The organism is Kribbella sp. NPDC056861 (assembly GCF_040687575.1).
GTDB lineage: Bacteria > Actinomycetota > Actinomycetes > Propionibacteriales > Kribbellaceae > Kribbella.
The window spans coordinates 53,990-66,722 of record NZ_JBFBNQ010000003.1; the positions used below are offsets into that span (position 1 = coordinate 53,990).

Annotated in this window: 12 protein-coding genes; 6 read left to right on the top strand and 6 right to left on the bottom strand. The window is 68.1% G+C overall.

Translation table 11 applies throughout. From position 1 onward, the window contains the following. The first annotated feature begins 9 nt into the window (after positions 1 to 9). The gene (locus AB0P21_RS13955) at positions 10 to 2,391 is read left to right on the top strand and encodes an NB-ARC domain-containing protein (protein WP_363696596.1); all 2,382 of its coding nucleotides are present in this window, start codon (positions 10 to 12) and stop codon (positions 2,389 to 2,391) included. Here the strand turns inward: AB0P21_RS13955 and AB0P21_RS13960 are convergent. The 4 genes from AB0P21_RS13960 to AB0P21_RS13975 all read right to left on the bottom strand — a co-directional run bounded on the left by AB0P21_RS13960 (position 2,374) and on the right by AB0P21_RS13975 (position 5,768). After that, positions 2,374 to 3,303 carry a LysR family transcriptional regulator gene (locus tag AB0P21_RS13960; RefSeq protein WP_363696598.1) on the bottom strand — a complete coding sequence of 310 codons (930 nt, stop codon included), beginning with the start codon at positions 3,301 to 3,303 and terminating at the stop codon, positions 2,374 to 2,376. The genes AB0P21_RS13955 and AB0P21_RS13960 overlap by 18 nt on opposite strands. A gap of 1 nt (position 3,304) precedes the next feature. Then, positions 3,305 to 4,129, bottom strand: a complete 825-nt coding sequence (locus AB0P21_RS13965; RefSeq protein ID WP_363696600.1) for an aldo/keto reductase — start codon at positions 4,127 to 4,129, stop codon at positions 3,305 to 3,307. 62 nt (positions 4,130 to 4,191) lie between these two features. Next, entirely contained in the window at positions 4,192 to 5,277 is a 1,086-nt protein-coding gene (locus AB0P21_RS13970; protein ID WP_363696602.1) for a winged helix DNA-binding domain-containing protein, read from the bottom strand. Then, complete coding sequence (locus AB0P21_RS13975) at positions 5,274 to 5,768, bottom strand: RDD family protein (protein ID WP_363696604.1); 495 nt, start codon at positions 5,766 to 5,768, stop codon at positions 5,274 to 5,276. The genes AB0P21_RS13970 and AB0P21_RS13975 overlap by 4 nt, the downstream gene beginning before the upstream one ends. Before the next feature lie 347 nt (positions 5,769 to 6,115). Here AB0P21_RS13975 and AB0P21_RS13980 point away from each other — a divergent pair, with 347 nt between their 5' ends. Genes AB0P21_RS13980 through AB0P21_RS13990 form a run of 3 tightly spaced genes read left to right on the top strand, consistent with a single transcriptional unit; the run spans position 6,116 to position 9,972 of the window. After that, the gene (locus AB0P21_RS13980) at positions 6,116 to 7,090 is read left to right on the top strand and encodes an ABC transporter ATP-binding protein (RefSeq protein ID WP_363696606.1); all 975 of its coding nucleotides are present in this window, start codon (positions 6,116 to 6,118) and stop codon (positions 7,088 to 7,090) included. Then, positions 7,087 to 7,920: an ABC transporter permease subunit gene (locus tag AB0P21_RS13985; protein WP_363696609.1), complete on the top strand. Its 834-nt coding sequence runs from the start codon at positions 7,087 to 7,089 to the stop codon at positions 7,918 to 7,920. Before AB0P21_RS13980 ends, AB0P21_RS13985 begins: the two co-directional genes overlap by 4 nt. 45 nt (positions 7,921 to 7,965) lie before the next feature. Next, positions 7,966 to 9,972: a hypothetical protein gene (locus tag AB0P21_RS13990; RefSeq protein WP_363696611.1), complete on the top strand. Its 2,007-nt coding sequence runs from the start codon at positions 7,966 to 7,968 to the stop codon at positions 9,970 to 9,972. On the opposite strand, the gene AB0P21_RS13995 is transcribed toward AB0P21_RS13990, so the two are convergent. Together AB0P21_RS13995 and AB0P21_RS14000 are read right to left on the bottom strand one after the other, a co-directional pair. Continuing rightward, the gene (locus AB0P21_RS13995) at positions 9,956 to 10,207 is read right to left on the bottom strand and encodes a hypothetical protein (RefSeq protein WP_363696613.1); all 252 of its coding nucleotides are present in this window, start codon (positions 10,205 to 10,207) and stop codon (positions 9,956 to 9,958) included. The genes AB0P21_RS13990 and AB0P21_RS13995 overlap by 17 nt on opposite strands. A gap of 97 nt (positions 10,208 to 10,304) precedes the next feature. Next, positions 10,305 to 10,490: a hypothetical protein gene (locus AB0P21_RS14000; protein ID WP_363696616.1), complete on the bottom strand. Its 186-nt coding sequence runs from the start codon at positions 10,488 to 10,490 to the stop codon at positions 10,305 to 10,307. A 47-nt stretch (positions 10,491 to 10,537) separates the two neighbouring features. On the opposite strand from AB0P21_RS14000, the gene AB0P21_RS14005 reads away from it, so the two are divergent. After that, complete coding sequence (locus AB0P21_RS14005) at positions 10,538 to 10,723, top strand: hypothetical protein (RefSeq protein WP_363696618.1); 186 nt, start codon at positions 10,538 to 10,540, stop codon at positions 10,721 to 10,723. A 105-nt stretch (positions 10,724 to 10,828) separates the two neighbouring features. Next, the gene (locus AB0P21_RS14010) at positions 10,829 to 12,733 is read left to right on the top strand and encodes a TOMM precursor leader peptide-binding protein (protein ID WP_363696620.1); all 1,905 of its coding nucleotides are present in this window, start codon (positions 10,829 to 10,831) and stop codon (positions 12,731 to 12,733) included.

The window sequence follows — 12,733 nt, forward strand, 5'->3', positions numbered from 1 at the left end:
ATGCCGATCATGTCCGCCACATCGTCCGACGTAGCTCAGCTGCTGCGTCATTTTCGAAGCCGCGCCGCTCTTACTCAGGAAGCGCTGGCTGAGAAGGCTGAGCTCAGTGTGGGGGCGATCCGGTTGCTGGAGACCGGGCGGCGTCGTCATCCCAGGCCTGAAACGGTCAGCCAGCTCGCTGCGGCGCTGCAGTTGCCGGAGGCGGACAGCCGGCGGTTGGTGGCCGCCGCAAAACGGGTGGTTCCGACCGCGATGGGTGATCGGAATGTTCCGCAACTGCTGCCATTGCCCATCGCCGACTTCACCGGCCGCCGGGACGAACTCGCTCGGCTGGTTCGGGACGTTCGTCCGCGGAGTGGGCCCGCGGCGGGAGTTGCCGTTGCTGTGATTTCGGGGATGGGTGGGGTTGGGAAGACCACTTTGGCTGTGCGGGCCGGGCACGCTGTCGCCGATGAGTTTCGGGATGGGCAGCTCTATGTGAATCTGCGAGGTGGCGGCGCGGAGCCTCGGAGTACTGCGGGTGCTCTGGAGGTGTTGCTGAAGTCGTTGGGGGTGCCGCCGGTCGGCACCTCGGACGTGGAGGTCCTCTCCGCGCGGTATCGGACGGCCATCGCAGGGCGGCGGGTATTGCTGGTGCTCGATGATGCGGCCAGTGTTGCCCAGGTTCTGCCGTTGATTCCGGGGACTTCGAGTGCGGCGGTCTTGATCACCAGTCGGCAGCGGCTGTCCGAGTTGCCGGGGGCTCGGCGGGTCGACCTCGATGTTCTGGAGGAGCGTGATGCTCTTCAGTTGCTCAGTGAGGTGGTGGGGCCGGGGCTGGTCAGCCGGAACCCGGAGGCTGCGCTGCAGGTTGCTCAGCGGTGTGGGCTGCTTCCGTTGGCCATCCGGATCGCTGGTGGTCAGTGTGGTCGGGGCGCGCGGTCTCTCGAGGTGTTGGCGGGGCAGTTGGCGGATGAGGATGGTCGGCTGGACGTACTGACCGGGGCGGATGGTGTGGTGAACAAGACCATCGCTGTCTCTCTGGAGGCTTTGGCTGCGGGGTCAGCGCTGGACAAGGGGGCTGTCGAGGCGTTTCCGGTGCTCGCGTTGTTCGATGGGGACTGGTTTCCGTTGCGGGCCGCAGCCAGGGTGCTGGGGAGGTCTCTGGGAGAGACCGAGGAGTTGCTGGAGCGGTTGGTTGATCTGCATCTGGTCGAGACGCCGGCGCTGCGTCGTTATCGGTTGCATGATCTGGTGCGGGACGTCGGGCGGGATCTGGCGCGGACGACGCGGAGCGACGGGGAGCTTGTGGAGGCCTTCCGGCGTGAGTTGGAGTGTTATCGGGGGATGTTGTGGCGGTACGTGTCGCTGTTCGACGCTGTGGTCGACCACTACGGTGCATGGGAGGAGCCCCGCTGGTTCGCGGATGCCGAGGACCTGTCCGATCGGCAGGGGATTCTCGAATGGCTCGAAGGTGAACTACCGAACCTTGTCCGGTTGGTCCGGGCCGCGTCCGAAGGTGACTCCGGCGATCAGTTGACCGCGGTGCAGCTTGCGTTGGGGATGCCGTACCTCGGCCGTGGGTTGATGCGGTTCGCAGAGTTCCAGCAGGCGATGTCGATGGTGATCGATCTTCCGATCGAGCTGGACCCCAGACTCGAGCATGGCCGGATAGCCCAGATGAGCTTCGCCTTGGGCTGTGTGGGGATGTTCGACGAGGCCCTGCGATGGAGCGACCTCGAGCTGCCGTCGGCTCGTGCGATCGGGGATCCGACCCAGCTGTCGGTCTGTCTGGTCAATCGCGCTTCGGGTCTTTTCCGGTTGAAGCGGCCGGCCGAAGGGCTGTCGGATGCCGAAGAGGCCCTCAGGATCATTGTCGAGACCGGCGCCGGGACCTACGAGTCAGCTGCCAATCTGAGCGTCGGCACGCTGGCCGGGCAGTTGGGCGATCTTGCCCGGCAGCGGGAGACGTTCGATCGGGCGCTTCAGGTGCTACCCAACGCGACACTGCCGACCGCCGCCTTGGCCAGGGCGCTGATGGGCGAATCGTTTCGTGTCACTGGGCAGTACGAGGCCGCTATCGCCATCTTGGGAGAGGCGCTGGAACAGGCCCGGAAGGCGAGGGCCGAGGTGCTGGAGTTGGTGACTTTGGCGGAGATCGGGATGACCTGGCTGGCGATGGGGGACCATGCCAGAGCCTGCGAGGTACTGACCGATGGACTGGCCATTGCGATCCGGTACCCGGGGGAGCACCGGGAAGCAGAACTGCGGCGCCAACTCGGCCTGGCGCTAGCAGGCTTGGGGATGATCGCCGAGGCGCGGGCCGAGTGGGAGGAAGCGGTCGTGCTGCACGATCGCATGGCTGACCCGCGGGCCGACGAGGTTCGCGAGTTGCTACGGGCTCAGCGGTAGCGCGGCTGCAGTCTTTCGCAGGGCCTCGATGGTTGCTTTGAGCAAGGGGTTTTCGGCTTGGCCGGGGCGGAGGGCGGCGTAGACGCGGCGGGTGGGGGTTGGTGGGGCGAGGGGGCGGAGTACTGCGGTGCCGGGGTTGGGGAGGGCCAACTGGGGGACCAGTGAGACTCCGGCGCCGGCGGCTACCAGGGCGGCTACTGCGGTGTAGTCGTCGGAGTGGTGGGCGATGCGGGGGGCGAAGCCGGCCTGTTCGCAGGCTAGGAGTACTACGTCGCGGATCGGGTTGCCGGTCGACGTCATGATCCAGTTGTCGGCGGCGAGCGAGGTGAGGTCGATCTGGGGTCGAGCGGCCGCGGGGTGGTCGGAGGGGAGGAGGGCGGCGAAAGGCTCGGCGTACAAGGGGATTCGGGTCAGGCGTTGGTCGTCGGGGGAAGGGGCGCCGCGGTGTTCTACGGCGATCGCTAGTTCGACTTCGCCGTCCAGGAGTTGGGTGATGGCTTGGTGGCCCTCGGCGTCCCGTACTGCGAGGTGCAGGCCCGGCGTTGTGGTTCGCAGGGTGGCGAGTGATGGGGCGACCAGCAGGCTGATCGCGGTGGCGAAGGCGGCGACGCGGAGCTCGCCGGTTGCGCCGGAGGCGTGTTGACGGAGGGCTTCTTCGGCGCGTTCGACCTCGGTCAGGATGGTGTCGGCGTGGGTGAGCAGCAGGCGGCCGGCCGAGGTGATGGCTACTCGGCGGCCGCGGCGTTCGAGGAGTTCCTGGCCGACCTCGGACTCGAGGGCGGCGAGTTGCTGGGAGACGGCCGACGGGGTCAAGTGCAGGACCTCGGCGGCCGCGGTCACGGTGCCGTGGTCGGCAAGGGCTCGCAGCACTCGCAACCGGCGTACTTCGATCACGAGGTCAGCTTCGCACACGTCAGCCGAAGGTATCGGGGTCCCCGCCGGTGCGGACGCCGGTCTCCAGGTCGGCGATCGCGGCCATGTCGTCGTTGTCCAGGGCGAAGTCGAACACGTCGATGTTCTCCGCGATCCGGCTCGGCGTCTTCGACTTCGGCAGGACCACGTTGCCGAGCTGCAGATGCCAGCGGATCGCCACCTGCGCGGGAGTCTTGCCGTACTTCGCGCCGATGGTCTTCAGCGACGCGTTGTCGATCAGGCCACCCGACGCGAGCGGGCTCCACGCCTGGGTGACGATGTCGTTCTCCGCGTTGAACGCGCGCAGTTCGTCCTGCGGCAGCTCCGGGTGCAGCTCGATCTGGTTCACCGCGGGGCGCAGTTCGGTCTCGGCGAAAAGCCGTTGCAGGGCAGGGATGTGGAAGTTCGAGACCCCGATCGCGCGGACCCGCTTGTCGGCGTACAGCTGCTCGAACGCCTTCCAGGTCTCGACGTACTTGTCCTTCTTCAGCGCCTGCCAGTGGATCAGGTAGAGGTCGACGTGGTCGAGGCCGAGCCGGTCCAGGCTGGCGTCGAAGGCGGTCAGGGTGGAGTCGTAGCCCTGCTCGCTGTTCCAGAGCTTGGTGGTCACGAAGAGCTCGTCGCGGGGCAGTCCGGAGGCGGCGATGGCCCGGCCGACACCGGCCTCGTTGCCGTAGATGGCGGCCGTGTCGAGGTGCCGGTAGCCGGCCTCGAAGGCTGCTTCGACGACGCCGGTGACGATCTCGTCCTCGACCTGCCAGACCCCCAGGCCCAGCTGCGGGATCTCGACGCCGTTGTCCAGGGTGATCATGGGGACTGTGCTCATTCGTCCATTCCACTGGCAGCAGGGCCTCCAGCCCAGTCATCCGACGTGTGACAACAACCTCATCAACTGCCCGTAACCACCTCGAAGGTCTTGGCATCAGGCTCCAGGAAGCGCAACAGGGCGGTCCCTTCACGCTCAAGCTCGACCGTCGTCTTCTTCAGCAGCCGCCCGAATGGGGTCAGCGTGAGAGTGGCCACACCCCGCTTCTTCTCGGCCGTCCACAGCCCGGCGACCAACCCGTCGACCAGGTACGTCGACTTCACCCGCAGGTTCTTCGTAAACACGGCTGGACGGTGCTCATCGGCAATGATTCGTTGGCGTTTCGCGTGTGCGAGCAGCAGATTGTCGAACTCAGGCAGGAATCTGACCGGTGCGACGGTCTCCGGGTCAGGCCGCGGCGCAGCCGGTACGTCGTACAGCGGCTTGCCGCGCTCGTCGGTGAAGACCTCGAGCTCCAGCGTGTCGAACAGCTGCTTCGCCTTCGGCAGCCCCGACCAGGTCTGGAAGTCCGCCGGGGTGGCCGGCCCGAACGCCTCCAGATAGCGCAACGCCAGCTCGTCCGGTACTGCGGACCGCCGCAGCTTCTTGCCGATCCACTGCTCGGCCGGCGTGAACCGCGCGTTGGCCGTCCAGCCCCAGCGGGTCTCGGCCGGCGCGATGACCAGCGGGACCAGCATCCGCGCGCAGAAGCCGAGCGCCCGGTCGTTCACCTGCGGGAACTGCTTCTGCAGGCCATCGCGTACTTCGGTGAACGTCAACGGCTCTGCCGCCAGCAGGCTGCGCGCCGCGACGGCCACCTTGTCGGGCTCCAGACCGGCGGCCCGGTCGCCGAGCAGCTTCAGCCCGGCCTCGAGTACCGGGTTGAGGGTGGTGCGGAAGCGCAGGTAGTCGTCGGCGGTGACGAGGTGCAGGGTGCCCCGTAAGAGAGTCGCCCGCACCACCTCACGCGCCTCGGCCGCCGAGGTCAGGTCGGTGTCGGCAAAATCAGACAGCCGGGACCACAGCCCGACGTACGGATGCTTCGGCTCCTGACCCTGCATCCCCGCGAGTTGCCCGACTGCCGCCACCACGCCGAGGTCGGACCGCTCCAGCAGCAACTGCCTGGCCAGCGTCGCGCGGTTGATCGCCTGCGGGCTGAGCATCGTCATTTCGAGGTCACCCGGGTCTGCGAAGCGCGCTCGGGGTAGGTACGGCGGTTGCGCACGATCGCGGCTGCCTGCAACCCGAGGGCCAGATAGGACCCAGCCGCCAGTACTGCGCCCCGCCGGGTGTTGTCTGCCCGGAACTCCCACACAGCCTGGTGCCCGAGCTCCCACGGCACAGCTGTCTTGAGCAGTGATCGGACCAGTGCCTGCGGGTACGAGGGCGACCCGGCGCTCGTTTCATCACGCAGGGTGAGACCCAGGGCACGTTTACCGGGCGATCCACCGGCTGCTTCGGTCACCGCCAGGGCGGCGCTCAAGGGCATCGTCAGGCCTACCGCGACCAGCACCCGGACCTTGGCCGGGGACACGTCGGGGAGGGCTGAGCCCGGCCGTCGGCGCTGCCGCAGCAAAGCGCCGGCGGCCAGCAGACCAAGGGGAACGGCCAGCAGGCTGTAATCGATTGCCGTGGCCAGGCCGCGGCGCGCAGTCAACATGCGCAGAGATTACGCCACGGTTCGATCGAAGGTCGTCAATTACTGGACCAGTACAGCCGCCACGCGGTGGAGTGGACAAATTCGATTGTTCGTGTGCTTTAACTATCCAATGATCACTTGAAATGCATATTTAATGTCGACTAAAACAGTTGACTTAGAACCGATATAGCCCGGTTTCTCCTTACCTGGTTGACGATCTCCTGACAAAGATGAGCAGAACAGGAGAAGTTCTCGCCGCGGTGGAATTTAGCTGTTAGCCTCAGGCCCGGCTGGGGAGCCTGAATTCACCGGAGTTCATTCGCCGGGTTCTGTCTGTTCATGAAACAGAGGAGAAAGGCAGGTTTCTCGTGCCCACCGAGACTGCTCAGTCGCGCCCGACCGGCGCCGTCGCGGCCGCCGCCACCGTGCAGGTGAGCGGCGTGCGGAAGGCGTTCGGCCAGGTCGAAGCGCTGCGTGGCGTCAGCCTGGAAGTGCTTCCTGGACAGGTCTACGGACTCCTCGGCCCGAACGGCGCCGGCAAGACCACCTTGTTGCGGATCCTGCTCGGCCTGGTCCGTCCCGACGACGGCTCGGTGACCGTGCTCGGCCGCCGCCCCGGTACGCCGGAGGCGCTGCGCCAGGTCGGCGCGCTGATCGAGGCCCCAGCCTTCGTCCCGCACCTGTCGGGCCGGGTGAACCTGCAGGTTCTGGCCCGAGCCAAAGGGCTGCCCGACGCTGAGGTGGACCGGGTCCTCGAAGTCGTCGAGCTCAAGCATCGTGGCAACGACCGGTTCTCTGGCTATTCACTCGGCATGGGTCAGCGGCTCGGCGTTGCGGCCGCGTTGCTGGGCAGCCCGGCACTGCTGATCCTGGATGAACCGACCAATGGTCTGGACCCCGAAGGCGTCGCCTCGATGCGGTCCCTGGTGCGGAGACTTGGCGCCGGTGGGACCACGGTGCTGTTCTCGTCGCACCAGCTCGGCGAGGTCCAGCAGATCTGCGACCGGGTAGTGGTGATCGACCGCGGTCTGGTCATTGCCGACGACACCGTCGACGCGATCAGGGACCAGCCGGGCAGCGTCACCCTGGATGTCTGGGCCACCCCGGCCGACCAGGCGACGCGCATCCTCGCGGAGTACACCGGGCAGTCGCCGGTCGAGGCGGGAGACGCCTCGGATCCGCATCTGCATCTCGCGGCCGCGCCGGACGACGTACCGGGGCTGGTTCGCGCATTGGTTGCCGCAGGCATCGATGTGCACGAGATCCGGCGCGAACGGCAGACCCTGGAAGGCGTCTTCTTCGCGCTGACCAAGCACGACGAGCAGCCGACGGAGGAGTCATGATCAACGCTGTCGCCGCCGAGGGCCTGCTGCTGCGCAAGCGGATGGCGCCGGTGGTCATCGGGATCGCCTGGATCCTGATGGTGGTCGGCTTCGCCTTCGTCGTGCCGTACATCATCTACAGCGTTCTCGACCCGTCCGACACCAGCCGGGGTGAGCTGCTCGACATCCTGCTGCCGAACGCGGTCGCGGCCACCTCGCTGAGCAGCTATCCCTTGTTCGGTGGCGCGATCATGCTGATTCTCGGCGTGCTGGTGACCGGCTCGGAGTACCGGTGGGGCACTTGGACCGCTCGGCTGAGTCAAGGTCCCGGCCGAGTGCAGGTACTGCTGGCCAAGGTCGCCGTCGGTGCGATCGCGACCACAGTGATCGCAGCGGCCGCCGCTGTCGCCGCAGTGATCTCGTCCGCCGTCATCGGCGCGGTCGAAGGTCGCTCGGCCGACTGGCCCTCGATCGGGGCGATGGCCGGTTCGCTCGGCTCCGCAGCGTTGATCTCGGCCGCCTGGATGAGTGTCGGCGCCGCGCTCGGCGTGATCTTCCGCGGTACGACGGTCGCCCTCGCCGCCGGCCTGCTGTGGACCCTCGCCCTGGAGAACGCGCTGTCCGGACTGGCGGGCATCCTGCCCGGCCTCGAACCCGTCCGCTACGTCCTGCTCAGCTCGGCCAGCGGCTCGCTGGTCGGCGGGATGGGCGCACCGACGCAAGGCAATGGCGGCACTCCCGGTGTCGTCGACTACCTGAGCACTCCCGCGGCCTGCTTCGTCCTGGTCGCCTACATCGTCCTGAGCACCACCGTCGCCGCGATCCTGATCCGCCGGCGCGACATCAGCTGACTCCCAGCATCCCCTGCACGCCTTCCTTCCGCCCGAGGAGTGACCGTGACCAACCCGCCCGATGAACTAGTCCGCCCCCGGATGCGCCAGGACGTCGCCTTCCTGGAGACTCTCGACGGTGTCTACGTCCGGGGAGCCGACGGCGCCTTCGTCATCCGCGGCGCCGGCGCCTACCGCTATCTGTCGGCTCTGCTGCCGCATCTGGACGGCAGCAACTCGCTGACGGAAATCGTTGCCGGACTCCCCGAAGCGCACGCCGGCGCGGTGCGGTCGTTGCTCGGCACCCTCGCTTCGCGCGGCGTCGTACTGGACGGTGCCCGGGCCGAGGTGGCCGAGGAGGTACGCGCCAACTTCCCGAGTCAGATCGCCCTGCTCGAGCACAACGGTGACGACGGCAGCGGGTTCGCCCGGGTGGCCGCTGCCCGGGTGCTGGTGATCGGCGAGGACGACGAGGCCACCGCCACGCTCGCAGCCGCGTTGACCGCAAATGGCGTCGGCTCGGCCGACGGCGGCTTTGTGCGGGTTTCTTCAAGCCAGGCAGGAGAAGAGGCCGACCTGATCTGCCTGCTGGCCCTGGATGGGCCGTCGCAGCAACTGTTCTCGCTCGCCGAGCAAGCACGCCAAGCCGGTACTGCGTTCCTTCCGCTGCTGCGGGTCGGGGACCAACTCATGGCCGGTCCCTGGCAGGGCACAGTCTCGATCCAGTCAGCACTTCTGCGGATGAGCGACAACAACCTCTCCGGTACTACGGAACTCTGGCAAGCCGCCGTCGCCGGTCCATCGGCCGCGCAGGCCAAACCGGCCCTCCCCGGAGTCGCCGCCACGATGCTGCTCAACGTGGTGGGCTTCGAGATCTTCAAGCAGCTCGCCGGCAGCATGCCGTCCGACCTGGAAGAGACTGTGATCCTGGTCGACCCGGATCGCCTCACCGTCTACACCGAGCACGTGATCGCTCACCCCGCTGTCCAGCCCGCTGCGAGCGCCACCAGCCAGAACGAGCCGGCTGACAGTGTCGAGACCGCGTACCGGCGTTTCGACACGGTGGTCGCCGACACGGTCGGGTTGCTGCGGCGGTTCGATGACGACGCAGTACCGCAGATCCCGGTGAAGACGGCCGTCCTGCTGGCTCCGGCCGCCGATGCCGCGCCGCTGGTGACCTTCGGGGTCGAGACGGTGCTGGAGGCCCGGTTGGCCGCGCTGGAAGCGGCGTCGGTCCGCTATGCGCTCAACCTGCATCGGCGCTGTCAGTTGCTGGCCGATCCGGCGCCGGACGCCGAGCAGGTCGCGGCAGAGCAGTTGGCGACGTGGCTGGGTGTGGGACCGACCAACACACAGCAAACGGCAGCGGTGGAGGTCGGGACGAGTGCGCCGCTCGCAGTCGACCGGGCCGCCGTGCTGGCCGGGCCGTTGGACTGGAGTTCGGCGACGTTCGAGCCTGATCTCGGTGGTCTGGCCGCCGCGCCGACCAAGGCCGAAGCGGTCTCACGGGCTCTGGTGACAGCAGCGGGGTCTGCCGCCGTCGCCGCTGTCGCCCGCGGCGAGCTGCCGGTCACGGCTGCTTCCGACGAGCTGATCGCGCAGGCGCTCGACCCGCAGCAGCACCGTCGGCTGATGATCCTGGTCAACGAGCTGACCGCCGCCGGAGACCGCGTCTCCTTCCAGTTGGGCCGGGGCGCCGTCCCGGTCGCTGTAGTTGCTATCAGCAACGGATCGGGGACGGTCCGGCTGGCCCGGGCCGCGAGCTCGTGGGTGGCGGCGGCCGAGTCGGCGCTGCTCACCGCGGTCGGCGAACGCCAGCTCACCGGTACGCCGTTCGCCCGTCTCGACCACCGCCTGGGACTGGAGGCCGACCTCAGCGGTCTCCGCTCCGCGGGTCCGGTGGCCGAGCCGGCCGAGCTCACCGCCGGCTTCACCGACGACCAGATCCTGTCCACCCTCGCCGCCGTTGGCCACCGGGCCGCCGTCGTCGACCTGACCCCACCCGATCTCGCCGGTGTCACCGCGGTCGCCCGCGTGCTGCTCTTCGGCGAGCCCGTCACGAAGGAGTCGTGATGACCGACCTGACCGCTGAGCTGCTGTCGCTGGAGACCGTCACCTTCGAGGTGGAGGAGATCGCCGACGTCGGCATGGAGGCCGCCAGCTGGTGCAGCTCCAGCACCAGCACCAGCAGCTGTTCGTCCTGCAGCACGTCCAGCTGCTGCGGATGCTCCAGCTGCAGTTGCAGCAGTACCAGCTGAGCCAGGTACTGCCTCCCCAGGTTCCGCCGCCCGGCCGGGCGGCGACCCACCCCGCCCAGGAAGGAGGTGAATCACCATGGCACTCCGCGAAGAGCTGCTTGTCCTCGAGACGGCGACGTTCGAGATCGAGGACATCATCGACCTCGGTCAGGATGCGGCCGGCTGGTGCAGTTCGAGCTGCTCCTGCTCGAGCTGCTCGTCCTGCAGCACGTCCAGCTGCTGCTCCACCAGCACCAGCACCGGGTGCGGCGGCGGCTGACAGCCGCCCGCTCGTCCGAGTACTACGGCGACAGCTGCCCCATGTTGTCGACGGCTTGGTACTACCTGCTCCACCCAGACGCGGCTGACCAGCCGCGCAGGACAAGGAAAGGAAGACCGCTATGAGCACTCAGTCGCTCGGCCTCGAACTGCTCGACCTCGAGGCCGTCACCTTCGAGGTCGACGAGATCACTGATCCGTCGCTCGACCTCGCAGCCACCAGCTCGTCCTGCAGCACCTCCAGCTGCTGCTCGTGTTCCACCTCGAGCTGCTGCTCGACGAGTACCAGCACCTCCAGCTGCGGCTGACCAAGTGTGCTTGTGAGCTGAGTGCTGCGGGCCAAGGGCCCTGGTCCGCAGCATGTTCACCCCTCCCGCGACACCCCGCCCCGGACCACGAAGGAGCAGCATCCAGTGACAACAGTGGAAGAGACAACTACGGCTCCTCCGATGGTCAGCACCGTCGGTACGTCGATCGCCGCGCTGCTGCCACCCGGTCCGGTACTGACACTGGACGTCGCCGTCCTGGGCCTGCCCGGCCAGGAGGAGCGGACCATGATCGGCCCGCCGGAGACCACCGCCACGGTGAGCATCCGGAGCTACGCGGGCACCCTGGTGGTCGCCGCGACCCCTGGTGGCGCCGGCCCCTGCCCGACCTGTTTCGACCGGCGCTGGGTGGTCTGCCGCCCGAGCATCGAACGCCGGATCATGGATCATCCGCACGGCATCCTGACCACCGAGTCGATCGTGCCGGCCCACCACGCGCTCGCCGTCGCCGCCACCTTGAGCCGGGTCGCGGCCGAGGCGAGCCCCGACGGACCGGCGTACCCGGTGTGGGAGATCGACACCCGGACGGCGCGCGTCGAGCGCTACGGGCTGATCCGCGACTCCTCCTGCGTCTGCGCCGAGCCTGAACCCGACACTGCGGAGGGCGCGCAGATCCATCTGGTGTCCACCCCGGCGTCGAGTCCTGGCAGCGGGCGCTCGCGTAAGCCGGAGGACCTCAACCTGCCGATGGAGGCGCTCGCGAACCCGGTCTGCGGCATGCTCGGCGGCCCGGCGATCCGTGCGTACCACGCCACCGCCACCGCACCGGCGAGCGGGCACTTCGAGGTTCGCAGCAAGTACGGACTGCACGAGATGTGGTGGAGCGGCCATGCCGAGAGCTACCAGCGCAGTGAGCTGCTGGGCGCGCTCGAAGGCCTGGAACGCGATGCCGGTCAGCTCCCGCGTCGGCTCGACGTCGCGCTGCGGGCCACGCCTGCCGAGCTGACCGTCCCCTACGTGGAGATGGAGCAGTGCGGGCTCTACACGCCGGAGTTCTACGTCGACCACGCCGACAAGTACGTGCCCTGGGCAACGAACCCGAAGGTGCCGTGGGTCTGGGGCTGGTCGGTCCGGGACCAGCGCGGGCTGCTGGTGCCCGAGCAGATCGTCTACTACCTGGATCATCGTGAGGACCACCGCAACACCGTGCAGGAGTGCTCGAACGGCTGCGCCTCCGGCAGTTCGGTGACCGAGGCGGTGCTGCACGGGCAGCTCGAGCTGATCGAGCGGGACGCCTTCCTGATCAGCTGGTACAGCGGCCTGACGCCGGTCGAGATCGATCTGGACACCGTCGACAACGCGCTGGTTCGGCAGATGCGGGCGCACGTCGACCTGCTCGGCTACGACCTGCGCTGCTTCGACATCCGGGTCGACCTCCCGGTGCCCGCGGTCGGCGCTGTCGCCGTACGGCGTGATGGCGGGCCGGGCACGCTCTGCTTCGCGGGCGGCGCCTCGCTGGACCCGGCGGACGCAGTACGGGCTGCTGTTTGTGAGGTGGCGTCCTACGTCACCGGGTTCGAGGACCGGGTGACCGAGAGTCTGGCCGAGGTGCGGCCGATGGTGACCGACTACCGCAATGTCGGCGAGCTGGCCCACCACGCGTTGCTGTTCGGGATGCCGGAGATGGCCGAGCACGCCCAGCACTGGTTGCGGCAGACCGAGGTGACCTCGCTCGACGACGTGTTCGCCGACTGGACCACCGGGCGGGCGCCGGCCACCGATCTGCGGGAGCCGGTGGAGGAGATCGTCGCGCTGTTCGCCGAGCGCGGGATGGACACCGTCGTGGTCGACCAGACCACGCCCGAGCAGCTCGCGATGGGTCTGCGCACGGTCGCCACGATCGTGCCCGGCCTGATCCCGATCGACTTCGGCTGGCAGCGCCAGCGGGTGCTGACGATGCCGCGCACGTTGTGGGCGCCGTACGCCGGTGGGCGGACCGCGCAGCCGCTGACCCCTGAGCAACTGCACCGCGTCCCGCACCCCTTCCCCTGA